Genomic DNA, 24,242 nt, shown 5'->3' on the forward strand with positions numbered 1-24,242 from the left:
CCCTGCTCATCGATACCCTTCAGCGTCGCCTGGCGCGCACCTTGACCAGCCTGGCCCCGGCCCTGTCGCGCTGGGCCGAGGGCGACTTTGCCCAGCCCATCGCCCTGGGGCGCACCAACCGCGAGTTGCACGATATCCAGGCGTCGCTCAACCGCCTGCGTCAGTACCTGGTCGATCTGGTGGGCACCCTGCGCCACAACGCCGAGCAAGTCGCGGGCAGCAGCCATGCGCTGGCGGGCATGAGCACCGCCCTGCACGACGGCGCCGAGCGCCAGGCCGGTGACACCGCGCAAATACGCGATGCCCTGGGCGAACTCGAGGCAACCATCCAGCAGGTGGCGGGCGATGCCAGCGCCGCCGCCGACGCCAGCCGCGACGCCGGTCGCGCCGTGGAACAGGGCCAGGCCGTGATCGGCCAAAGCCTCTCCGGCCTACGCGCGCTGGTCGATGAAGTGCAAGGCAACGCGCAGACGATCGAGCAACTGGCCGAGGAATCGGCCACCATCGGTGGCGTGCTGACGGTGATTCGCGCCATCGCCGAACAGACCAACCTGCTGGCACTCAACGCCGCCATCGAAGCGGCGCGGGCAGGCGAGATGGGTCGTGGCTTCGCCGTGGTCGCTGACGAAGTCCGCTCGCTGGCCCAGCGCACCACGGGCGCCACCGGAGAAATCCAAGGTTTGATCGACCGCCTGCAACAGGCCGCCCGGGAATCGGTGAGCGGCATGCGCATCCAGCTCGAACACGCCCAGACCACTGCCAGCCAGGCCCAGGCCGCCGACGGCGCACTCGATGAAATCGTCGGTGCGATCCGCACGATCGCCGACACGGCGGTGCGCATTGCCGAAGTGACCGCCCAGCAGACCGGTGCAGTGAGCGAGATCCGCGATCACAGCGAGCGGATCCACGCACTGGGCGAGGACAACCTGCAGCGCATTGGCGAAGGACGCCAGCAAGGCGAGCAGTTGCTCCAGCTTGGGGGTGAACTGAATACCGCGGTGAGGGCGTTTCGCCTTTGAGCGCCGAGGCGCCTGAACGAACGCCTTCGCGGGTAAACCCGCTCCCACAGGGCTCACCGCCATCCTGTGGAAGGAGGTTTAACCAGACGGCTCACCGCGATCCTTGTGGGAGCGGGTTTACCCGCGAAAGCGTCGGTACTGACAACATGAAATCCGGCGCCCATGTGTCGCGCTGCCGGCCAGCCTGGCCCCAATCAACGGCAAGTCCGCTATGATGCGCCCACGTTTCACCTAGCGAGACCGCCATGCGCCGCCTGTTTTTCCTGCTGTTCCTGCTGCTGGCCAGCCCTGCATTCGCCACGGGCCTGCTCGACAACCGCCCCAGCGCCACCCTCGGCGCTGCATCCCTGAGCAACAGCGCCGACTTCCTGCCTGTCCACGAGGCCTTCAAGCTCAGCCTGGTCCAGGCCGATGCCCAGCGCATCAAGCTGCGCTTCGTCGCCACCGAGGGCTACTACCTCTACCGCCACCGCTTCCAGTTCCGCACAGAGCCCGCCGACATCATCCTGGGCCCGGCCAACATCCCCAAAGGCGAAGCCAAGCACGACGAGTTCTTCGGCGACGTGGAGGTCTACCACGGCGTAGTCGACATCGAACTGCCGCGCACCGATGCACGTGCCTTTACCCTGCTGGTGGGCTACCAAGGCTGCGCCGACAAAGGCCTGTGCTACCCACCGGAAACCGAACGACTGAGCATCGACGGCACAGGCGCCAGGCCCGATGCCGGCCCAGCCACTGCCGAGCACGTCTGGAGCTGGCAATCGCTGTTGTTGTTCTTCCTTGCCGGCGTCGGCCTGACCTTCACACCCTGCGTGCTGCCGATGCTGCCGATCCTGTCCGGCGTGGTCCTGCGCGGGCAGGTCGGTGGCTGGCGTGGGCTGAGCCTGTCGCTGGCCTACGTGCTGCCGATGGCCGCGTCCTTTGCTGTGCTCGGCGCGCTGATGGGCATGTTCGGTGCCGGCCTGAACCTGCAGGCCCGCCTGCAATCGGCCTGGATACTGGTGCCGTTCGCGCTGTTCTTCGTGCTGTTCGCCCTGGCCATGTTCGGGCTGTTCGAAATCAAGCTCCCCCAGGCGCTGAGCAGCCGACTGGACCACGTCGCCAACCGTACCAAGGGCGGTTCGCTGCTGGGTGCGGCCGTGCTGGGCGTGCTGTCCAGCCTGCTGGTGTCCCCTTGCGTGTCGGCACCGCTGGCCGGTGCCCTGCTGTACATCAGTGCCAGCGGCGATGCACTGGGCGGGGCACTCAAACTCTTTGCCCTGGGCTTGGGAATGGGCGCGCCGCTGCTGCTGGTCGCCACCGGCGGCGCGGCCTGGTTACCCAAGAGCGGCCCATGGCTGAACACGGTCAAGAACGCCATCGGCGTGCTCCTGCTGGGCCTGGCGATCGGCCTGCTGAGCCGCGTGCTGCCAGGGCCTGTGACCTTGCTGCTGGTCGGGTTGCTGGCCGCAGGCGTGGCGCTGTTCCTCGGCGCCCTGGAGTTCGTGGTCAAGCCACCGCGCCAACGCCTGGCCCAATTGCTCGGCCTGGCCTTGCTGGTCTACGCCGTGGCCTGCTGGTATGGCGCCCTGAGCGGTCAGGGCGACCCGCTGCGCCCATTGCCGCCTCCGGCGGTGGCCAACCTCGGCGCCAGCCCGGCCAGCAAGAGCGATGCCTGGCAGACCCTCACCACCCCCGCCGCGCTGGATGCAGCGCTCGCCGAAGCCAAAGCCGCCGGTCAACCGGTGCTGCTGGACTGGTACGCCGACTGGTGCATCAGCTGCAAGGTGATCGAGCATGAAGTACTGAACGCGCCGCAGGTCCAGCCGCAACTGGGCGCCTTCAAGCTGCTGCGCTTCGACATCACCGAGAGCAATGCCGAGCAACGCACCCTGCTGGACCGCTATCAGCTGTTCGGCCCGCCAGCGCTGCTGTTCTTTTCGGCGAACGGCAGCGAAATGTCCGCTGATCGGGTCATTGGCGAGATAAACGCCGGCGAATTCGCAGATATTCTGTCGCGCGTGCGCGGCAAACTCGGTCTATAACTTCCCCGAGCCAGGAAAATTCGCCAAAGGAGTGACCAGAGTTAATAATCCGGTCACATACTTTGCGCGAACCTCGGACAACGTGCTGGCTATTGCAGGGAACTGGACACCCGACGCCCTCTTGCGGCATAGTCGCCGCGCTCATGTCGTATTGCCCTACAAAATCCAAGGAATCGCAGATGGCAACCCTACTGGTGCTGCACGGCCCCAACCTGAACCTGCTCGGCACCCGCGAACCAGGCCACTACGGCGCCGTGACCCTGGCCCAGATCAACCAGGACCTGGAGCAGCGCGCCCGCGCCGCTGGCCACCACCTGCAATACCTGCAGAGCAATGCCGAGTACGAATTGATCGACCGTATCCATGCCGCCCGCAACGAAGGCGTGGACTTCATCCTGATCAATCCGGCTGCTTTCACCCACACCAGCGTCGCATTACGTGACGCATTGCTGGCTGTGAGCATCCCATTCATCGAAGTGCACCTCTCCAACGTGCACAAGCGTGAACCGTTCCGTCATCACTCCTACTTCTCCGATGTCGCCGTAGGGGTGATCTGCGGTCTGGGCGCCACCGGTTACCGGTTGGCCCTGGAATCCGCGCTGGAATACCTGGCTGCCAACGCACAGCCCTGATGACACAAGGCTTTGGCCCTTCGGGGCCAGGGCTCTAGAGAAACGTTTTAGACACGTTTTTACAATTAAGTCCCCGACCGAACCTTGGGAGTTGATGATTAATGGATATCCGTAAAGTCAAGAAGCTGATCGAACTGCTGGAAGAGTCTGGCATCGACGAACTGGAGATCAAGGAAGGCGAAGAGTCCGTTCGCATCAGCCGTCACAGCAAGACCCCGGCCGGCGCCCAGTACTTCGCCGCCCCGGCTCCAGTCGCTGCCCCGGTTGCCGCTGCCGCGCCAGTCGCCGCTGCCCCGGCCGCCGAAGCTGGCGCCGCCGCTCCAGCCCTCAAAGGCACCGTGATCCGCTCGCCAATGGTCGGCACCTTCTACCGCAAACCTTCGCCGACCTCGGCCAACTTCGCTGAAGTCGGTCAGACCGTGAAGAAAGGCGACACCCTGTGCATCGTCGAAGCCATGAAGATGATGAACCACATCGAAGCCGATATCGGCGGTGTCATCGACGCCATCCTGGTGGAAGACGGTCAGCCGGTTGAGTTCGACCAGCCGCTGTTCACCATCGTTTGAACCGCGGAGAGCCAACGATGTCTGGGAAGCTCGAAAAAGTCCTGATCGCCAACCGCGGGGAAATCGCCCTGCGGATCCTGCGTGCCTGCAAAGAGCTGGGTATCAAGACCGTCGCTGTTCACTCCACGGCCGACCGCGAACTGATGCACCTGGGGCTGGCAGACGAGTCGGTCTGCATCGGTCCTGCATCGTCCAAGGATTCCTACCTGCACATCCCGGCGATCATCGCCGCTGCCGAAGTGACAGGCGCCACCGCAATCCACCCGGGTTACGGCTTCCTGGCGGAGAACGCCGATTTCGCCGAGCAGGTGGAAAAGTCCGGTTTCGCCTTCATCGGCCCGAAAGCCGACACCATTCGCCTGATGGGCGACAAGGTTTCGGCCAAGGACGCGATGATCAAGTCGGGCGTACCGACCGTGCCGGGCTCTGACGGCCCGCTGCCGGAAGACGAAGAGGTCGCCCTGGCGATCGCCCGTGACGTCGGCTACCCGGTGATCATCAAGGCCGCCGGTGGCGGCGGTGGTCGCGGCATGCGCGTGGTGCACAAGGAAGAGGATCTGATCGCCTCGGCCAAACTGACCCGTACCGAAGCCGGTGCGGCCTTCGGTAACCCGATGGTCTACCTGGAGAAGTTCCTGACCAACCCACGTCACGTGGAAGTCCAGGTCCTCTCCGACGGCCAAGGCAACGCCATCCACCTGGGCGACCGCGACTGCTCGCTGCAGCGCCGTCACCAGAAGGTCCTGGAAGAAGCGCCAGCACCAGGCATCGACGAGAAGGCCCGTCAGGAAGTCTTCAAGCGTTGCGTCGACGCGTGCATCGAGATCGGCTACCGCGGTGCCGGCACCTTCGAGTTCCTGTACGAGAACGGTCGTTTCTACTTCATCGAGATGAACACCCGCGTCCAGGTCGAACACCCAGTGTCCGAGATGGTCACCGGCATCGACATCGTCAAGGAGATGCTCAGCATCGCCGCTGGCAACAAGCTGTCGATCCGCCAGGAAGACGTGGTCATCCGCGGTCACTCGCTCGAATGCCGTATCAACGCCGAGGATCCGAAGAAGTTCATTCCGAGCCCAGGCAAGGTCAAGCACTTCCACGCCCCGGGCGGCAACGGCGTTCGCGTCGATTCGCACCTGTACAGCGGTTACTCGGTTCCGCCGAACTACGACTCGCTGATCGGCAAGCTGATCACCTACGGCAAGGACCGTGACGAAGCCATGGCCCGCATGCGCAATGCCCTGGACGAGATCGTCGTTGACGGCATCAAGACCAACATCCCACTGCACCGCGACCTGGTGCGTGATGAAGGTTTCTGCAAAGGCGGCGTCAACATCCACTACCTCGAGCACAAACTGGCCAACCAGGAGTGATCGCGTTAGCGTGATGCGAAAACCCCGGCCCAGTGCCGGGGTTTTTTATTGCCTGATCAAAAGACCGCACGGTCGCCAATATCGGGGCCACCTGCTCTTCTCTACAAACCCCCCGCACTCGCGTAAACTGACGCCCTTTCGCGCAGCCCTGGGCTGCCCCCGTCGATTTACCAAAGGTGCCCGCCATGCCCTGGCTGCAAGTACGCCTGGCCATCAGCCCAGACCAAGCCGAAACCTACGAAGACGCCCTGCTCGAAGTCGGCGCTGTCTCGGTCACGTTCATGGACGCCGAAGACCAACCGATCTTCGAACCGGACCTCAACACCACCCCGCTCTGGTCGCACACCCACCTGCTGGCCTTGTTCGAGGCCGATGCCGAGCCTGAGGCCGTGTTCGCCCACTTGCGCCTGCTGACCGGCGCCGAGTTGCCCGAGCACCACGCCGAAGTGATCGAAGACCAGGACTGGGAACGCAGCTGGATGGACAACTTCCAGCCCATGCGCTTCGGCCAGCGCCTGTGGATCGTGCCGAGCTGGCACGAGGCACCGGAAAAGGACGCGGTCAACCTCCTTCTGGACCCGGGCCTGGCCTTCGGCACCGGCACCCACCCGACCACCGCCCTGTGCCTGGAATGGCTCGACGGCCAGCAGCTCGACGGCACCCAGGTGCTGGACTTTGGCTGTGGCTCGGGCATCTTGGCCATTGCCGCGCTGCTGCTCGGCGCCCGTGAAGCGATCGGCACCGACATCGACGTCCAGGCCCTGGAGGCCTCGCGCGACAATGCCGGACGCAACGGCATCGCCGACGAGCGACTGGCCCTGTACCTGCCCGAGCAGATGCCCGCCATGCAAGCCGACGTGCTGGTCGCCAACATCCTGGCCGGCCCGCTGGTCTCGCTGGCGCCGCAGTTGTCCGGCCTGGTTCGCCCCGGCGGCCTGCTGGCCTTGTCGGGTATCCTCGCCGAGCAGGGCGATGAAGTGGCCGCCGCCTATGCCGCCGATTTCGACCTGGACCCGATCGTCGTGCGCGACGGCTGGGTACGGATCAGTGGCCGCCGCCGCTAGGCCCACCTAGACTTAACCACCTGCACAGCCCGGATCGCCGCATGACCGACAGTTTCGTCACCCAGTGCCCGCATTGCCAGACCAGCTTTCGCGTCACCTACCAGCAATTGAGTATGGCGCGTGGCGTGGTGCGCTGCGGCCACTGCCTGCAGGTGTTCAACGCTGCCAAGCAATTGCTGGAGCAGAACCGGGCCGCCGACACGCCTGAAGTGCCGAGCCCGGCACCGGCACCGACGCAAGAACTGGCGCAGGAATCGGCACAACCGCCCCAGGACGAACGCCCGGAGTCGGCCCCGAGCCAGCCGCAGGAAGATTGGGCGCTCACCGCAAAAGCCCTGGATGATCTGGACCTGGACCAGGAGCTCGCCCGCCTCGAGCGTCGCGAGCCACCCCAGGAGCGCCAGGCCCCGTCGCGTGAAGAGGCCTTGCAGGCCCGCCGCGATGACCATCGCCACGATGAGCACGCGGACGAACCCTTCGGCACCGCCGCCGATCATCGGCTGGACCTGCCTGTCGAGGAGCCAACGCCCGTGCTGGTCGAGCAGGAGACCCTCGACCTGGACCTCGAACCGGCGCCCGGCGAACGTACCGAACCGACCCTGGGCGGCCTGAACCTCGACGATGACGAACCTCGCCCGCTGCCCCAGAACGAGCCCCGCGACGCCTTGATCGACGAGGCGGTTGCACCGTTCTCGATCCACGACGACGCCCCCGAGAAAGGCCTCTCGGCCCGGGACGATGACGAGCCCGACGGCCTTCGTCTGTCTGCACGCGATGACGACGAGCCGGAAGACCTGCACGACGAGCGACCCGAACCGATGCTGGCCGCCAAACCCGAGCGCCCTTCCCGCAAGGAACCGCTGGTGCATGTGGTGGACGACCCTTTGCAGCTCGACTGGCAAAAGGCCAAGCCCAACTGGTTCAAGCGCTTGCTGTGGAGCCTGTTGACCTTGCTGGCCGCTGGCCTGCTTGCATTCCAATACATCGCCTACCACTTCGATGAAATGGCCCGCCAGGACCAGTACCGGCCCTGGTTCCAGCAGCTGTGCCCGATGGTCGGTTGTACGGTGCCGACCCGCGTCGACATCTCCCGCATCAAAAGCAGCAACCTGGTGGTGCGCAGCCACCCGGACTTCAAGGGCGCCCTGATCGTCGACGCGATCATCTACAACCGCGCGCCGTTCGCCCAACCGTTCCCGCTGCTGGAGCTGCGTTTTGCCGACCTCAACGGCCAATTGATCGCCAGCCGTCGCTTCAAGCCCAGCGAGTACCTGTCAGGGGAGCTGGCCGGACGTGGCGAGATGCCCAGCCAAACCCCTATCCACATCGCCCTGGACATCCTCGATCCAGGCCCGAAGGCTGTGAACTACAGCCTGAGCTTCCGCTCGCCGGAATGAAAACAAGCGCTCAGCAGCACGCTTCAAGCCACAAGAACGAGCAGGCCGAGCACCGGCTGGCTTGAAGCTTGCGGCGGGAAGCTGCCGCTTGGAGCTTCCCGTTATAAGCCCGCAGTTGTTCAGATTTTATCCAGATTCATCTTTATCCAGTCATCGAGAGCGGGTATCATGCCAACCCTTTTTCGGACTCCCATGATTCGGCCCCACAACAGGGAACACCTATGTCGGCGGTACGCATCGGCCCTTACACACTGCGAAACAACCTGATCCTCGCCCCCATGGCCGGGGTGACGGACCAGCCTTTCCGTACACTTTGCCAGCGCCTGGGCGCCGGCATGGTGGTGTCGGAGATGGTGACCAGTGACATGAGCCTGTGGAACAGCCGCAAGTCGCGCCTGCGCCGCATCCATGAAGGCGATCCCGAGCCTCGCTCGGTGCAGATCGCCGGTGGCGATGCGCAGATGCTGGCGGCGGCAGCCCAGGCCAATGTCGAGGCCGGTGCCCAGATCATCGATATCAACATGGGCTGTCCGGCAAAAAAAGTCTGCAACAAAGCAGCGGGCTCTGCTTTATTGAGAGATGAAGCCTTGGTCAGCGAAATCCTTCACGCCGTGGTCGGCGCGGTGGACGTACCGGTGACCCTGAAGATCCGCACCGGCTGGGACCGGGCGAACAAGAACGGCCTGGCCGTGGCGAAGATCGCCGAACAGGCTGGCATCCAGGCGCTTGCGGTGCATGGCCGCACACGCGCCGACCTGTATACCGGCGAAGCCGAGTACGACACCATCGCGGCGATCAAGCAGGCGGTGTCGATCCCGGTTTTTGCCAACGGCGATATCACCTCGCCAGAAAAGGCCCGGGCGGTGCTGGACGCCACCGGTGTCGACGGCCTGCTGATCGGCCGTGCCGCCCAGGGGCGGCCGTGGATTTTCCGCGAGATCGAGCATTACCTGCGCACGGGCGAGCACTTGCCTGCCCCGGCGCTGGATGAAGTGGAACACATTCTGCTGGAGCACCTGGCTGCACTGCATGCCTTCTATGGCGATGTGATGGGCGTGCGTATCGCCCGCAAGCATGTGGGCTGGTACCTGGCAACACGACCTGGCGCCAAGGAGTTTCGCGCCCGGTTCAACGCGCTGGAAGACACAAAAGCGCAGTGCGCCAACGTTCGCGCGTTCTTTTGCGAACGTCGAGAGAGCCTTGAGACAGAGGACGGACAAGGGGTGGCCGCATGACGATGATGACCGAGACATTAGTGAGTGGAACAACGCCCGTGAGCGACAACGCCAATTTGAAACAGCACCTCAATACGCCGAGCGAAGAGGGCCAGACCCTTCGCGACAGCGTGGAGAAGGCGCTGCACAACTACTTCGCCCACCTGGAAGGCGCGACCGTCACGGACGTCTACAACCTGGTGCTGTCGGAAGTCGAGGCACCGCTGCTCGAAAGCGTGATGAACTACGTCAAGGGCAACCAGACCAAGGCCAGTGAGATGCTCGGGCTCAACCGCGGCACCTTGCGCAAGAAACTCAAGCAGTACGATCTGTTGTAATCCGAATCCCAATCAGAAAAGGCGGCTCTCCCAAGAGGCGCCTTTTTTGCTGAAACCACCGCGTTATGGAATCCGAAATGACCGACCAGACTACCCGCCTGCCGATCCGCCGCGCCCTGATCAGCGTCTCCGACAAGACCGGGATTCTCGAATTCGCCCGTGAGCTGCAACAGCTGGGCGTCGAGATCCTGTCCACCGGCGGCACCTACAAGCTGCTCAAGGACAATGGCGTGAACGCGGTGGAAGTGGCCGACTACACCGGCTTCGCTGAAATGATGGATGGCCGGGTCAAGACCCTGCATCCGAAGATCCACGGCGGCATCCTGGGCCGCCGCGGCATCGACGACGCCATCATGAACGAGCACGGCATCAAGCCGATCGATCTGGTCGCCGTCAACCTGTACCCGTTCGAGGCGACCATCGCCAAGCCTGGTTGCGACCTGCCGACCGCCATCGAGAACATCGATATCGGCGGCCCGACCATGGTCCGTTCCGCGGCGAAGAACCACAAGGACGTCGCCATCGTGGTCAACGCCAGCGACTACGCCAGCGTCCTGGAGAACCTCAAGGCCGGCGGCCTGACCTACGCCCAGCGTTTCGACCTGATGCTCAAGGCCTTCGAGCACACCGCCGCCTATGACGGCATGATCGCCAACTACATGGGTACCATCGACCAGGCCAAGGACACCTTGTCCACCGAAGGCCGCAGCGAGTTCCCGCGCACCTTCAACAGCCAGTTCGTCAAAGCCCAGGAAATGCGCTACGGCGAGAACCCGCACCAGAGCGCGGCGTTCTACGTCGAGGCCAAGAAAGGCGAAGCCAGCGTCTCCACCGCCATCCAGCTGCAAGGCAAGGAGCTGTCGTTCAACAACGTGGCCGACACCGATGCAGCGCTCGAGTGCGTCAAGAGCTTCGTCAAGCCAGCCTGCGTCATCGTCAAGCATGCCAACCCATGCGGCGTAGCCGTGGTGCCGGAAAACGAAGGCGGCATCCGCAAGGCCTATGACCTGGCCTACGCCACCGACACCGAGTCGGCCTTCGGCGGCATCATCGCCTTCAACCGCGAGCTGGATGGCGAAACCGCCAAGGCCATCGTCGATCGCCAGTTCGTCGAAGTGATCATCGCGCCGAAAATCTCCCAGGCCGCCCGTGAAGTCGTGGCCGCCAAGCAGAACGTGCGCCTGCTCGAGTGCGGCGAATGGCCAGCCGAGCGCGCTGCCGGTTGGGACTTCAAGCGCGTCAACGGTGGCCTGCTGGTGCAGAGCCGCGACATCGGCATGATCGGTGCCGACGACCTGAAGGTCGTGACCAAGCGCGCCCCGACCGAGCAGGAAATCCATGACCTGGTCTTCGCCTGGAAAGTGGCCAAGTTCGTCAAGTCCAACGCCATCGTCTACGCCAAGCAGCGCCAGACCATCGGTGTGGGCGCCGGCCAGATGAGCCGCGTCAACTCCGCCCGGATCGCCGCCATCAAGGCCGAGCATGCCGGCCTGCAGGTCCAGGGCGCGGTCATGGCCTCGGACGCCTTCTTCCCGTTCCGTGACGGCATCGACAATGCGGCTAAAGTGGGTATCACCGCCGTGATCCAGCCGGGTGGTTCGATGCGTGATGCCGAGGTTATCGCTGCCGCCGATGAAGCTGGCATTGCGATGGTATTCACCGGCATGCGCCACTTCCGCCACTGATTTACGGCAATCGGCCGCACTGAAGCAGGCATCTGCTGCGTTGGGGCCGGTTCCGCTGATGCTCATTGCCAGAAGGCAACTCCGCTCATCGGAACCGGCCCCGCCTTGCATCTACCTGCTTCATTGCGACCTCGTACAGCGTGAGGCTTTGCCTCCCGTCCGAAAGAATTCGAGGTTTTGACATGAAAGTTTTGATCATCGGCAGCGGCGGCCGTGAGCACGCCCTGGCCTGGAAAGTCGCCCAGGACCCACGCGTCGAGAAGGTCTACGTTGCACCGGGCAACGCCGGCACCGCCACCGAAGCCAAGTGCGAGAACGTCGCCATCGACGTCACCGCCCTGGAGCAACTGGCCGACTTCGCCGAGCAGAACGTGCAAATGACCATCGTCGGCCCTGAGGCCCCGCTGGTCGCTGGCGTGGTCGATCTGTTCCGCAGCCGTGGCCTGGACTGCTTCGGCCCGACCAAGGGCGCAGCCCAGCTGGAAGGCTCCAAGGCCTTCACCAAGGACTTCCTGGCACGCCACAAGATCCCGACCGCCGACTACCAGAATTTCACCGAGATCGAGCCGGCACTGGCCTACCTGCGTGAAAAAGGCGCGCCGATCGTCATCAAGGCCGACGGCCTGGCCGCTGGCAAGGGCGTGATCGTAGCCATGACCCTTGAGGAAGCCGAAGCCGCCGTGCGTGACATGCTCGCCGGCAATGCCTTTGGCGACGCAGGCTCGCGTGTGGTCATCGAGGAATTCCTCGACGGCGAGGAAGCCAGCTTCATCGTCATGGTCGACGGCCACAACGTGCTGCCGATGGCCACCAGCCAGGACCACAAGCGCGTCGGCGACAAGGACACCGGCCCGAACACCGGCGGCATGGGCGCTTACTCCCCGGCTCCGGTCGTCACTGCCGAAGTCCACCAGCGCGTGATGGACCAGGTGATCTGGCCGACCGTGCGCGGCATGGCCGAGGAAGGCAACGTCTACACCGGTTTCCTCTACGCAGGCCTGATGATCGACAAGGCTGGCAACCCCAAGGTCATCGAGTTCAACTGCCGCTTCGGCGACCCGGAAACTCAACCGGTCATGCTGCGCCTTGAATCGAGCCTGGTGCTGCTGGTCGAGGCGGCCTTCGCCAAGGCCCTGGACAAGGTCGAGGCCCAGTGGAATCCGCAGCCGAGCCTGGGTGTGGTCATGGCCGCAGGCGGTTACCCCGGCGACTACGCCAAGGGCGCCTTGATCAACGGCCTGGACGCTGCCGCCAAGCTCGAGGGCAAGGTCTTCCATGCAGGTACCGCACTCAAGGATGGCCAGGTCGTCACCGCCGGTGGCCGTGTGCTCTGCGCCACTGCCATGGGTGCCACCGTCGAGGCCGCCCAGCAACAGGCCTACCGCCTGGCCGAGCAAGTCAACTGGGACGGTAGCTTCTACCGCACCGACATCGGCTACCGTGCGATCGCCCGCGAGCGTGGCGAGCACCAGTAAGCTGCAACGGATCGCCGTGACGCCCCTGGCGCACGGCCTCCGGCTCGTCGACAGGGCCCCGTCGGGGCCTTGCCTTCGTCTCGGCGCCCCGCGCATAGTTGTTATCCTGCACATCGGCTAGGAAGGGATCTCGTCTTGCGTCGGCTTCGGATTGCCATTGCCCTGATCGTCAGCCTGCTGACGCTGCTCTGCCTTCCCCCGGCCTCGGCCGAGCAAGGTGGAGGCTGGGCCGTTCTGCTCGATGAACAGGCCAACCTGCAACTGAGCGACATCCGCTCGGACCGCTACCGCAATCAGTTCAGCCCCCTGCAACTGTTCGAACTCGATGCCGCCCCCGCCGGCCAGGCGCTGTGGCTGCACTATCGGCTTGAGCCAGGTGAGCAGGAACAACTGCTGCGCGTCTTCGCGCCCGACCTGTCACGGCTGGACCTCTACGCGCTGGACGGCGACAAACTCGTTCGCCAGTTGCACCACGGTCGCCAGGGCGGGAACATCAGCCCGACCCTGCGCAGCAGCGACCACCTGCTGGCGCTGCCCAACAGCCCGCGCACCCTGGACATTTACCTGCGCCTGGTCTCCGAGCACCAACTGCGTCCGGCCATCAGCCTGGAGCCTGCCGCCTGGGCCGCCGCCGACCAGACCCGCCCGCTGCTGTTCGGCCTGCTGTTCGGCGGCTTGGTGATGCTGATCCTGCACAACCTGATCCGCTTCCTCTACACCCGCTCCAGCACCACGCTGATCCTGGCCCTCTATCACGGCCTGATGTTGCTCAGCGCCTTGATCCTGCTCAACCTCAGCGGCCCCTGGTGGCAGCTGTGGCACAGTGCCCAAACCCCCGCCGCCTACCTGACACTGGTCCTGGCAGGGCTGGCCGGGCTGTATTTCACCCAGCATTTCTTCAGCCCCTGCAGCTCGCTGCGTTGCAACCGGCTGCTGCATGCAGAGATGCTGATCGTCGCGGTCAGCGGCTTGGTGCTGCTGTTCGTCGATACCCTGCCGCTCAACCTGATGACCTATGCCCTGCTCGCGCTCGGCAGCGTGACCATGCTGCTGGTCAGTGCCTATCACTGGTACAAGGGCTATGGCCCGGCACGGCTGTTCGCCGTGGCCATGCTGGTGTTCAACCTGGGCGGCCTGGTGCTGCTGCCGGCCTTGCTGGGCCTGACGCGCACCTCGACCCCCTGGCTGCTGTGCATCCTCATGGCGCTGACCGTGGTCAGTGGCTTGCTGCTGAACCTGGCCGTCAGCGAGCGGCTGCGGCGCATCAGCGAAGAACGCTTCCGCGCCAGCCGCGCCCTGGCCGCCAGCGATGCCGAGATCAACGCCAAGGCCGAGTTCCTGGCCAAGATCAGCCACGAGATCCGCACCCCCATGAACGGCGTGCTGGGCATGACCGAACTGCTGCTGGGCACGCCACTGTCGGTCAAGCAGCGCGACTACGTGCAGACTATCCACAGCGCCGGCAACGAACTGCTCACGCTGATCAACGAAATCCTCGACATCTCCAAGCTCGAATCCAGGCAGATCGAGCTCGATGACGTGCAGTTCGACCTCAACGCACTGATCGAGGACTGCCTGAATATCTTCCGCGCCAAGGCCGAGCAGCAGAACATCGAGCTGATCAGCTTCACCCAGCCACAGGTGCCACGGGTCATCAGCGGCGACCCGACGCGCCTGCGCCAGGCGCTGTCGAGCCTGCTGGACAATGCCCTGAAGAACACCGAGCAAGGCGAGATCCTGCTGGTGGTGGCCCTGGACCAGCGCGGTGACGTGCCACGCCTGCGCATCGCCGTGCAGGACAGCGGCGAATCGATGCCCGCCGCCGAGCGTGAAGCCTTGCTGCAAGCCCAGCTGCACAGTCATCAGTTCCTTTCCAGCAACAAGCTAGGCGGCCACCTGGGGCTGGTCATCGCCAAGCAGTTGATTGGCCTGATGCAGGGCGAGTTCGGCATCAAGTGCAGCACCAGTATGGGCAACACCCTCTGGCTTACCTTGCCGCTCGACCCCTCGCGCCTGGAACAACCTCCGGCCGACCTCGACGGCCCGCTGCGCGATGCCCGCGTGCTCGTGGTGGACGACAACGACACCTGCCGCAAGGTCCTGGTGCAGCAGTGCAGCGCCTGGGGCATGAACGTCAGCGCGGTACCTTCGGGCAAGGAAGCCCTGGCCCTGCTGCGCACCAAAGCCCACCTGCGCGATTACTTCGATGCCGTGCTGCTGGACCAGAACATGCCCGGCATGACCGGCATGCAACTGGCGGCCAAGATCAAGGAAGACCCCAGCCTGAACCACGATATCCTGGTGGTGATGCTCACCGGCATCAGCAACGCGCCGAGCAAGATCATCGCCCGTAATGCCGGGGTCAAGCGCATCCTGGCCAAGCCGGTGGCCGGCTATACCCTCAAGACCACGCTGGCCGAAGAGCTCGCCCTGCGCGGTCGCGACCAGGCGCCCGCCCCCACCCTGCCCGGCCCGCCACCGCCGCTGGACCTGCCCAGCGACTTCCGCGTGCTGGTCGCCGAGGACAACAGCATTTCCACCAAGGTCATCCGCGGCATGCTCGGCAAGCTCAACCTCGAGCCGGACACCGCCAGCAACGGCGAGGAAGCTCTGCGGGCGATGAAAGCACAGCGCTATGACCTGGTGCTGATGGACTGCGAGATGCCGGTACTCGATGGTTTCTCCGCCACCGAGCAGCTTCGTGCCTGGGAAACCGCCAACCAACGCGAACGCACGCCCGTGGTGGCATTGACCGCGCACATCCTCAGCGAACACAAGGACCGCGCACGCCAGGCCGGCATGGACGGGCACATGGCCAAGCCCGTGGAGCTGTCGCAGTTGCGCGAACTGATCCAGTTCTGGGCCAGCAAGCGGGCTGCGGCGTCTGACCGTTTGCATACCCCCTAAGGCCTCTGTATGACCAACTGCACTGTGTCGTTGGCATTGGCCTTTTCGCGGGTAAACCCGATCCCACAGGTGCTGTGTTGCTCTCAAAATAGCGCTCGCCTGCATGCCCATGAGCGGATGTAGGGTCTGCGCTGTTCGACGCCAACGTCGCACGCAGGGACCTCACCAGCCGTACCGCGATTGCGCCTGATACACTTGCCCACACCCTCCCCGCCGTGGATTCGCGCCATGCTCCATGAGTTGTTCAGCGTCTACCTGAAAATGCTCGTGCTCTACAGCCCCTTCTTCGTGCTGTCCTGTTTCATCAGCCTGACCCGCGGCTACTCCAGCAAGGAGCGCAAGCAGCTTGCCTGGCGCGTGGCCATCGCGGCGCTGGTGGCCAGCGTGGTGCTCTACCTGTTCGGACGCGCGATCTTCGGGGTGTTCGGCATCACCCCCGACGCCTTCCGCATCGGTGCCGGCAGCGTGCTGTTCATCTCGGCGTTGGGCATGGCCCAGGGCAAGGCGGCGGTCCAGGCCGACAACGTGCAGCAGGACGTGACCATCGTCCCGCTGACCATCCCGCTCACGGTCGGCCCCGGCACCATCGGTGCATTGCTGGTGATGGGTGTGGGCCAACCGCACTGGGACGACAAGCTGCTGGCCATCGTCAGTATCGCGCTGGCGAGCTTCACCGTCGGCCTAGTGCTGTACCTGTCGAACCGCATCGAGCGGATCCTGGGCGACCAGGGCCTGCAGATCGTCAGCCGTCTGATGGGGCTGTTCGTCTGTGCCCTGGCGGCGCAGATCATCTTCACCGGGATCAAGGGCTACCTGGTGCCCTGACCCCGGCTTGGCTCAGGCCTTGGCGGGGTACCAACGCGGGGTGTAGGCCCACACGCTGCCGTCGGCGCGCGCGAAGGCACAGGTGGTGGAGGAGCCGACCAACACCATGGTGCGCATGTCGACCATCTCCGGCACCAACTCGCCCAACGTCACCACCCGCAGCGTCTGCCCTGGGCGCCCGATGTCACGGCCCAGCACGACGGGCGTGCCTTCCCCGCGATGCTTGCGCACGACGCTCAACGCCTGCCCCAATTGGTGGGGGCGAGCCTTGGAGATGGGGTTGTAGAACGCCAGGACCAGATCGGCCTGGGCGGCCAGGTCCAGGCGCTTTTCGATGATCGACCAAGGCTTGAGGTTGTCCGACAGGGACATGACGCAAAAATCATGGCCCAGCGGTGCTCCGGCCTGGGCGGCGGTCGCCAACGATGCCGAAACGCCGGGCAGGATCTGCAGGTCCACCCGATGCCAGTCGGGGTCGTCGGACTCGTGCAAGGCCTCGAGCACGGCGGCCGCCATGGCGAACACGCCCGGATCCCCCGAGGACACCACAACCACCGAACGCCCCTGCGCCGCCAGTTCGAAGGCATGGCGGGCACGCTGCATCTCTTCGCGGTTGTCGGTGCAATGCAGCACCTGGTCGGCGCGGAACGGGCCGGCCATGCGCACGTAGGTCTCGTAGCCGAGTACGTCCTGGGCCCGCGCCAGCTCTGCCTTGACCGCCGGCACCATCAAGTCCGCCGCGCCAGGGCCAAGACCGATCACCGCCAGCCGGCCACGACCGCGACCGACCTTGGCCGGGTCGATAGGCGCTGACGCCACGGCGATGGCCAGCCCGTCCTGCTCGATCAGTCGCGCCCCAGGCAAAGCCTGGGCGACCTGCTCGGCCAGACGGCCAGCTACCGACGCGAAACGCAGGGTGACACCCAGCGTCTGCGCAGCCTCGTGCAAAGCCGGCTCGGCCATGTAGTGCTCATCGACCAACAGGCAGGCCAACGCGGCTTGCGCGATACCCGCCTCGGCCAACGCCTGCGGCACGCGCTCGGCCAGATCCGGTGCCGAGCCGTCGATGGCCACCAATACCGAACGGGCATGAATGAGCAACTCGTCACGGCTGACCGGATGCGCCTCGCATCCCACGCGGATGATGCGCCGGGCCGCGTGGTCCTGCGGCAATTGCACCTGGTCGAGCCAGGGCGCAGTCCCCTCGACCCGCACCGCTTCGCCGGCCAGCAGGTCGGAGACGAAACGCTTGCCCTGCTCCAGGTCCGCCAGGGCATAGCCCTCGGGGGGATTGAGCAGGCAGGTGCCGAAGCGCAACTCACCGCTGGTGGTGATGGCCGCCGCCACGCCCAGCCTCTGGCCGATCTCCCGGGCCATGACATTGACCCCTGACAGACCACCGAGCAGTGGCACTACGGCGCTGCCATCCTCTGCCACCGCCAGCACCGGGGGCTCAGCGCCCTTTTCGGTGAGCAGGCTGGCCAGGGTGCGGATCACGATACCGGCGGCGCACAGGGCGATGATCGGTGTGTCTTGCTGGTAGAGCTGGCGCAGGGTATCGCCGAAGTTCTCGTAGGATGCGTCCACTCCCTCGACCCGACCGGCCAGGCCGAGGATCTTCGCCTGGGGATAACCCTGAGCAATGCGCTGCGCCGTCGCCAAGCTGCCGGGGCCGAGGATGACGATCGCCGGAGCCTTGAGGCTGTTCATCCCTGCCATTTTTCACCCGGTACGACAATCAAGGAAAAGTACGGCGAGGATTGCGGGTCCACGTCATCGAGCGGGACGATCTTCTGGTTGGCCATGGTCGCACGCTCGACATACAGCGCGCGCTGGGCCAGGCCCAGCTCGCCGAGCACCTGGCGCACCTTGGGGAAGTTGCGCCCGAGTTTCATGATCACCGCCGCGTCGGCATCGGCCAGGCGTCGCTTGAGTTCCTCATGGGGCAGCACCCCGGAGAGCACCGACAGGCTCTGGTTGCGATACACCAGGGGCGCGCCCAGTACCGAAGCGCCGCCCAGCATCGAGCAGACGCCCGGAATCACCTGCGTCTCGTAGCGCTGGGCCAAGCGGTCGTGCAAGTACATGTAGGAGCCGTAGAAGAACGGGTCGCCCTCGCAGATCACCGCCACATCGCGGCCGGCGTCCAGGTGCTCGGCCACCTGCACGCCGGCTTCGTCGTAGAAGTCGCTGATGACCTGCTCGTAGGACAACGGCTCAGGTAGCACCTCGGTGGTCACCGGGTACACCAGTGGCATCAACGTCTGCTCAGGCTGCAGGTGCGCTTCGATGATGCCGAAAGCATTGCCGCGCTTGCCCTTGGCCACGAAGTAGGCGACCACGGGCGACTCGCGCAGCAGGCGCAGGGCCTTGACCGTGATCAGTTCGGGGTCGCCGGGGCCCACGCCCAGGCCGAACAGACGTCCGCGTGGCTGCATCATTCCACCTCCGTGGCCAGGGCGTTGACCGCGGCGGCGGCCATCGCGCTGCCGCCCAGGCGGCCCTGCATGATCACGAACGGCACGCCACGGCTGTCGGCGGCGAGCATCGCCTTGGACTCCGCCGCACCGACGAAGCCGACCGGGAATCCAAGGATCAGCGCAGGCTTGGGCGCACCTGCATCGAGCATTTCCAGCAGGTAGAACAAGGCGGTCGGCGCATTGCCGATCACCACCACGCTGCCTTCCAGGTAAGGGCGCCACAGCTCCAGAGCCACTGCCGAACGGGTGTTGCCCAGTTCCTTGGCCAGGTCCGGCACGCTGGGGTCGCGCAAGGTGCAGATCACTTCGTTGTTGGCCGGCAAGCGTGCGCGGGTCACGCCTTCGGCGACCATGTGCGCGTCGCACAGGATCGGTGCGCCATTGGCCAGGGCCTCGCGGCCCGCGGCGCCGGCCCCTTCGGAAAACTGCAACCCCTCGATGGCGTCGACCATGCCGCAGGCATGGATCACCCGCACGGCGAGTTTTTCCAGGTCGGCGGGGATCCGCTCGAGCCGGGCTTCCTCGCGGATGATCCGGAAGGAATTGCGATAGATCTCCTGACCATCGCGGATGTAGTCAATCATCAAGGTGCTCCGTCGGCAGGTCGAGCATGGCGCCTGCTTCTTCTGGGGTAAGGTCGCACGCACGCAGCCTGCCGAAGCCCGGCTGGTGCGCATCGCGCAAGTACAGGTCATAGCGGCCCGGCGAGCGGGCCAGCAAGGTGGCCGGGGCGACATGGGCCACGGCGCAGGAACGCAGGCAGCCGGACACATGCACGCTGCCGGGGCCACCTTTTTGCAGTAATGAGGCAATGATCAGGGCGTCTGCCTTGGTATCGGCCTGGGCCTTGGCACAACCGGCAGAGCCTGTGCAAGCCGTCAGGCGAGCCAGGGGCTCGTCGGCCTGGCAGATCAGCCCGAGGCCGCTCAATCCGGCCAGATCGATCATCGCAAGGTCGATATTGGGCAGCACGAGACTCTGCCAGGGGCTCACGCGCAGGCTGCCGTCACCCGCCTCACGGGCCAGGGCTGCGAGGCTGCGCAGCATGGCCGGCGTCAGCCGGCCCAATGGCGGCGCGACGCCCCACGCGGTTCCAAGACGCTGAGGCAGCGGCCCCAGCCAGGTAGTCACGCCAGGCTCACGCCGCCAGCGCTGTATCGCGGCATCGCGTCGAACATCCAGGCCAAGCCCCGCGACGAACACGTCAGCCGGGCAATCTTCGAGCAACTGGCGCATCCGCGACTGCTCTGGTCGAGCCAGGTCCAGGAAGCGCTCCAGCACGGCGCGAACCAATGTCAGCCCCTGCTCGATCGGCACCGCACCAAGGGCCGGCCCACGGGCCGGGCAGCCGGCCAGGCCAAATGCGTACCAGGCGCGCCCCTCGAGCATCATTGCCGAGAGCCACAGATCGTGGGGGTGTTCAAGCATCGCCAAGCGTTCGCCGCCATCGAGCTGTACGGCGAACTTGGCCGACAGCGCATGCAAGCGAGGGGTGGTCTCGAGCAGTTGCAACAATTGCTCGGCCAGCGGGCGTGTATCGACGAGCATCGCGGGGTCGAGCCCAGCCAGCGGGCTTTGCATCACATTGCGCACATCGTCACCTGCGGCCTCGCGCGGGCCCAGGCCGGCGGCCAGCAAGTGCTCGATCAAGCCTGCGTGGTCCGCACCGATGCCGCGGATCTGCAGGTTGCCACGATTGGTCGCTTCGATCACCCCACCGGCGAACCGCTCCGCTGCCGCCGCCACGGCCTCTGCCTGGTCGGCCAGCAGCAGGCCGCCGGGAAGCTTGATCCGGCAGATACCCCCGTCACGGGCCGCGACGATGCGCCACAACCCCGGGCAAGCCGAGGGGCGGGGTGACATGGCAGGGACGAGAGGCTGATTCAAGGGGGCATCCGGCAATCTTGAAAATGCGCTTGAGTGTAGAAGGCGCGGTATTATGCCTGCTTTGTCCGGCGGCATGAAAAGCCGACGGTCGAGCATCGACTGCAATTGAGCAGAAACTCCGGAACGCGTCGCTCTCTTCGCGGGTAAACCCGCTCCCACAGGATCACCCGTGCCCATGAGGGCTGTGCGGTTTCTGCGGGAGCGGGCACAGCGACGACGGGCGCAAAGCGGCCTCAATGATGGCGGAACGAGACACATGACTCCCTGGCTGACAGTAGTGGGCATCGGCGAAGACGGCTTCAGCGGCCTGGGCAAGCAGGCCCGGCGTGCCCTGCTGAGCGCTTCGCGGATCTTCGGCAGCCCGCGCCAGCTGGCCCTGCTGCCACGCTGCGTGGTCGGTGAACGGCTGAACTGGCCGAGTCCCTTCTCACTCGCGCCCGTCCTGGCCCTGCGCGGCGAGCCTGTGTGCGTGCTGGCCAGCGGGGATCCGATGTTCTATGGCGTGGGCGCAAGCCTCGCCCGCCAGGTACCGCCCGCAGAACTCAACGTGCTGTCGATGCCCTCCTCCTGCGCACTGGCCGCCGCGCGTCTGGGGTGGCCGCTGCAGGAGGTACAGGTGGTGTCGATCGTCGCCCGCCCCCTGGCCGCCCTCAACGCACACCTCTACAGTGGCGTGCGCCTATTGGTATTGAGCAATGATGGCGGTAGCCCGGCGGCCGTTGCCCGGCAACTGTGCGAGCGGGGTTTCGGCCCGAGCCGGATGCGTGTGCTGGAGCACCTGGGAGGCGCCGAGGAGCGCCACCTGGCCGGCACCGCAGAAGACTGGCCTCACACCCACACAGCCGACCTCAACCTGATCGCCATTGACTGCCAAGCCGCTGCCGACACTCCACGGCTGTCCCCTGTCAGCGGCCTGCCCGACAGTGCCTTTCGCCACGACGGCCAACTGACCAAGCGCGACGTGCGCGCCATCACCCTCGCTCGCCTCGCGCCACAACCGGGCGAGCTGTTGTGGGACGTCGGGGCCGGCTGCGGCTCGATCGGCATCGAGTGGATGCGCGCCCACCCCAGTTGCCGGGCCCTGGCCATCGAGGCCGATGAGGGCCGCCAAGGCCACGTCGAACACAACCGCGATACCCTTGGCGTACCGGGCCTGCAACTGGTCCGTGGCAAGGCACCCGAGGCCCTGGCTGAGCTCGAACGGCCCGATGCGATCTTCATCGGCGGCGGCGTGACCCGCGACGGCGTGCTGCCCCTGTGCTGGGAGCGCCTGCGCCCCGGCGGGCGCCTGGTGGCCAATGCCGTGACCGTGCAGAGCGAGCTGGCCTTGGCCAGCTTCCGTGAAGCCCATGGCGGCGAGCTGACCCGTATCCACGTGGCCCATGCCCAGCCGCTGGGCAGTTTCGACACTTGGCGCCAAGCCCTGCCGATCACCCTGCTCGACGTGGTGAAGCCCCTCGATGCGTGAAGAAACCCGCGAAAAGGCCGCCCCTCTGCGCAGCGGCCTCACCACCGGCAGTTGCGCCACCGCCACCAGCCTGGCAGCGGCAAGGCTGCTGCTGACAGGCGAATGCGACGACGCCGTGTGCATCACGTTGCCCAAAGGCAAACAGGTGCCGATGCGCCTGGCGTTCTGCCGCCGCACCGATGATGGCGCCGAAGCCGGCACCATCAAGGATGCCGGCGACGATCCGGATGTGACCCACGGCGCGCTGCTCTACAGCCAGGTGCGCCTGCTCGAACAGCCCGGCGTCCGCTTCGTCGCCGGCAAGGGTGTCGGCACCGTCACCCGCCCAGGCCTGGTGCTGGCGGTGGGCGAGCCGGCCATCAACCCTGTGCCGCGGCGGATGATCACCGAACACCTGCAAGGACTGGCCGATGAATGCCGCTACAGCGGTGGCTTCGAAGTGACGGTCAACGTGCGCGACGGCGAACAGCTCGCCCTCAAGACCATGAACCCCCGCCTGGGCATCCTCGGGGGGCTGTCGATCCTCGGCACCAGCGGCATCGTCCGGCCATTCTCCTGCTCGGCCTACATTGCCTCGATCCAGCAAGGCATCGACGTCGCCCACACCAACGGCTACACCCACATCGCCGCCTGCACCGGCAACGCCAGCGAAGACACCATGCGCCAGGTCTACGGCCTGCCAGAGATCGCCCTGATCGAGATGGGTGACTTCGTCGGCGCGGTGCTCAAGCACTTGCGCAAGGTCCCGGTGCCACGCCTGAGCCTGTGCGGCGGCTTCGGCAAGATCAGCAAGCTGGCAGGCGGGCACATGGACCTGCACAGCCGCAGCTCGAGCATCGACCTGCCGCAACTGGCGGCCTGGGCCGCGGACATCGGCGCCGACACCACCCTGCAGGCGGCGATCGTCGGCGCCAACACCAGCCAGCAAGCCTTGGCCCTCGCCCACGCTGCGGGTATCCCGCTCGGCGATGCGGTATGCGCCCACGCCCTGGCCTTCGCCCGCAGCGTGGTCCCCGCCCAGGTACAGGTCGAGGTGTTCGCCATCGACCGTCAGGGCGGCATCGTCGGCAAGGCGGGCGTGCTATGAGCCGGCGTATCCTGCTGCTCGGTGGCGTCACCGAAGCCCTGGCCATCGCTCGCCGGTTGGGCCCGGAGCATGTCTACAGCCTGGCCGGCATCGGCCGTGTCCCGCAGGACCTGGCCTGCCATGTGCGTGTTGGCGGTTACGGCGGCGCCGAAGGCCTGACGGCCTACCTGCGCGAGACCGGCATAGACCTGCTGATCGATGCAACTCACCCCTATGCCGCCCAGATCAGCCACAACGCCGCCCAGGCCGCGCGCAACGCCGACATCCCTTGCTGGGCCCTGCATCGCCCTGCCTGGCAGGCGCAGACAGGCGATGACTGGCGTGAAGTCGCTGACTGGGCCGAGCTGATCGAGGCCCTGAGCGCGTTCGAACGCCCGCTGTTCACCCTGGGTCGCGAACCCCTGCAACACCTCGATGAAATCCCCGCGCACCAGTTCTGGACCCTGCGCGCGCTCGAAGCCTGCCCCGGCAACGCGCGCTGCGAAGTGATCGGCGCCCGTGGGCCGTTCAACCTCGTGGACGAGCGCGCCCTGTTCGAACGGCGCCGGATCGATGTGCTGGTGAGCAAGAACAGCGGCAGCAGCGCCACCGAGCCGAAGCTGGAGGTGGCCAGGGAACGGGGTATACCCGTACTGGTACTCAAGCGCCCGGTGTTGCCGGCGGTGGATCGGGTGTTCGACCAGGTGGGTGAGCTGATGGCTGCGATTGGGCAGACACTTTCGGATGCCAGGCCCTAGTTGGCCCTTTGCCTGACTACTGCCGTAAACTCTCCCCCACCTCTGCTCGGAAGGCTCTACACAT

Annotated in this window: 20 protein-coding genes; 16 read left to right on the top strand and 4 right to left on the bottom strand. The window is 65.6% G+C overall.

All coding sequences use genetic code 11. From position 1 onward, the window contains the following. Positions 1-239: 239 nt before the first annotated feature. From IEC33019_RS28310 to IEC33019_RS20820, 13 genes are all read left to right on the top strand, one after another. On the top strand, positions 240-1,019 hold the full coding sequence (locus tag IEC33019_RS28310) for a methyl-accepting chemotaxis protein (protein ID WP_372340648.1): 780 nt from the start codon (positions 240-242) through the stop codon (positions 1,017-1,019). 245 nt (positions 1,020-1,264) lie between these two features. Next, positions 1,265-3,043, top strand: coding sequence for a protein-disulfide reductase DsbD (locus IEC33019_RS20765; protein ID WP_070090422.1), 1,779 nt, complete (start codon positions 1,265-1,267; stop codon positions 3,041-3,043). A 179-nt stretch (positions 3,044-3,222) separates the two neighbouring features. Next, on the top strand, positions 3,223-3,675 hold the full coding sequence (gene aroQ, locus IEC33019_RS20770; protein ID WP_070090423.1) for a type II 3-dehydroquinate dehydratase: 453 nt from the start codon (positions 3,223-3,225) through the stop codon (positions 3,673-3,675). A 101-nt stretch (positions 3,676-3,776) separates the two neighbouring features. Continuing rightward, positions 3,777-4,241, top strand: coding sequence for an acetyl-CoA carboxylase biotin carboxyl carrier protein (accB, locus tag IEC33019_RS20775; protein WP_070090424.1), 465 nt, complete (start codon positions 3,777-3,779; stop codon positions 4,239-4,241). A gap of 17 nt (positions 4,242-4,258) precedes the next feature. Further along, the gene (gene accC / locus IEC33019_RS20780) at positions 4,259-5,614 is read left to right on the top strand and encodes an acetyl-CoA carboxylase biotin carboxylase subunit (protein WP_070090425.1); all 1,356 of its coding nucleotides are present in this window, start codon (positions 4,259-4,261) and stop codon (positions 5,612-5,614) included. 185 nt (positions 5,615-5,799) lie between these two features. Further along, positions 5,800-6,678 (top strand): 50S ribosomal protein L11 methyltransferase, encoded by an 879-nt coding sequence (gene prmA, locus IEC33019_RS20785; protein ID WP_070090426.1) that lies wholly within the window; start codon positions 5,800-5,802, stop codon positions 6,676-6,678. Between the two features lie 41 nt (positions 6,679-6,719). Further along, positions 6,720-8,075 carry a DUF3426 domain-containing protein gene (locus IEC33019_RS20790; RefSeq protein ID WP_070090427.1) on the top strand — a complete coding sequence of 452 codons (1,356 nt, stop codon included), beginning with the start codon at positions 6,720-6,722 and terminating at the stop codon, positions 8,073-8,075. 221 nt (positions 8,076-8,296) lie between these two features. Then, complete coding sequence (gene dusB / locus IEC33019_RS20795; RefSeq protein ID WP_070090428.1) at positions 8,297-9,310, top strand: tRNA dihydrouridine synthase DusB; 1,014 nt, start codon at positions 8,297-8,299, stop codon at positions 9,308-9,310. Beyond that, on the top strand, positions 9,307-9,627 hold the full coding sequence (gene fis / locus IEC33019_RS20800; RefSeq protein WP_008093076.1) for a DNA-binding transcriptional regulator Fis: 321 nt from the start codon (positions 9,307-9,309) through the stop codon (positions 9,625-9,627). Before dusB ends, fis begins: the two co-directional genes overlap by 4 nt. A 77-nt stretch (positions 9,628-9,704) precedes the next feature. Then, on the top strand, positions 9,705-11,312 hold the full coding sequence (gene purH, locus IEC33019_RS20805) for a bifunctional phosphoribosylaminoimidazolecarboxamide formyltransferase/IMP cyclohydrolase (protein ID WP_070090429.1): 1,608 nt from the start codon (positions 9,705-9,707) through the stop codon (positions 11,310-11,312). Positions 11,313-11,494: 182 nt separating this feature from the next. Continuing rightward, positions 11,495-12,787 (top strand): phosphoribosylamine--glycine ligase, encoded by a 1,293-nt coding sequence (gene purD, locus IEC33019_RS20810; protein ID WP_070090430.1) that lies wholly within the window; start codon positions 11,495-11,497, stop codon positions 12,785-12,787. Positions 12,788-12,922: 135 nt separating this feature from the next. After that, positions 12,923-15,694: a hybrid sensor histidine kinase/response regulator gene (locus IEC33019_RS20815; protein WP_070090431.1), complete on the top strand. Its 2,772-nt coding sequence runs from the start codon at positions 12,923-12,925 to the stop codon at positions 15,692-15,694. 228 nt (positions 15,695-15,922) lie between these two features. Next, entirely contained in the window at positions 15,923-16,519 is a 597-nt protein-coding gene (locus tag IEC33019_RS20820; protein ID WP_043207917.1) for a MarC family protein, read from the top strand. A 12-nt stretch (positions 16,520-16,531) separates the two neighbouring features. On the opposite strand, the gene cobJ is transcribed toward IEC33019_RS20820, so the two are convergent. Genes cobJ through cobG form a run of 4 tightly spaced genes read right to left on the bottom strand, consistent with a single transcriptional unit; the run spans position 16,532 to position 20,901 of the window. After that, complete coding sequence (gene cobJ / locus IEC33019_RS20825) at positions 16,532-18,238, bottom strand: precorrin-3B C(17)-methyltransferase (RefSeq protein WP_099593887.1); 1,707 nt, start codon at positions 18,236-18,238, stop codon at positions 16,532-16,534. After that, on the bottom strand, positions 18,226-18,957 hold the full coding sequence (locus IEC33019_RS20830) for a precorrin-2 C(20)-methyltransferase (RefSeq protein ID WP_043207927.1): 732 nt from the start codon (positions 18,955-18,957) through the stop codon (positions 18,226-18,228). The genes cobJ and IEC33019_RS20830 overlap by 13 nt, the downstream gene beginning before the upstream one ends. Next, positions 18,957-19,583, bottom strand: coding sequence for a precorrin-8X methylmutase (locus IEC33019_RS20835; protein WP_070090433.1), 627 nt, complete (start codon positions 19,581-19,583; stop codon positions 18,957-18,959). Before IEC33019_RS20835 ends, IEC33019_RS20830 begins: the two co-directional genes overlap by 1 nt. Beyond that, a complete protein-coding gene (gene cobG / locus IEC33019_RS20840) occupies positions 19,576-20,901 on the bottom strand; it encodes a precorrin-3B synthase (protein WP_070090434.1) in 1,326 nt (441 codons plus the stop codon). Before cobG ends, IEC33019_RS20835 begins: the two co-directional genes overlap by 8 nt. Positions 20,902-21,142: 241 nt before the next feature. Here cobG and cbiE point away from each other — a divergent pair, with 241 nt between their 5' ends. From cbiE to IEC33019_RS20855, 3 genes are read left to right on the top strand one after another with little or no spacing between them, the layout of a single operon-like run. After that, positions 21,143-22,354 (top strand): precorrin-6y C5,15-methyltransferase (decarboxylating) subunit CbiE, encoded by a 1,212-nt coding sequence (gene cbiE / locus IEC33019_RS20845; protein WP_070090435.1) that lies wholly within the window; start codon positions 21,143-21,145, stop codon positions 22,352-22,354. Beyond that, on the top strand, positions 22,347-23,441 hold the full coding sequence (locus IEC33019_RS20850) for a cobalt-precorrin-5B (C(1))-methyltransferase (protein WP_070090436.1): 1,095 nt from the start codon (positions 22,347-22,349) through the stop codon (positions 23,439-23,441). The genes cbiE and IEC33019_RS20850 overlap by 8 nt, the downstream gene beginning before the upstream one ends. After that, positions 23,438-24,178, top strand: a complete 741-nt coding sequence (locus IEC33019_RS20855; protein ID WP_070090437.1) for a cobalt-precorrin-6A reductase — start codon at positions 23,438-23,440, stop codon at positions 24,176-24,178. The genes IEC33019_RS20850 and IEC33019_RS20855 overlap by 4 nt, the downstream gene beginning before the upstream one ends. Positions 24,179-24,242: the final 64 nt, after the last annotated feature.

The sequence above is a fragment of the Pseudomonas putida genome, assembly GCF_002741075.1.
Classification (GTDB): domain Bacteria; phylum Pseudomonadota; class Gammaproteobacteria; order Pseudomonadales; family Pseudomonadaceae; genus Aquipseudomonas; species Aquipseudomonas putida_T.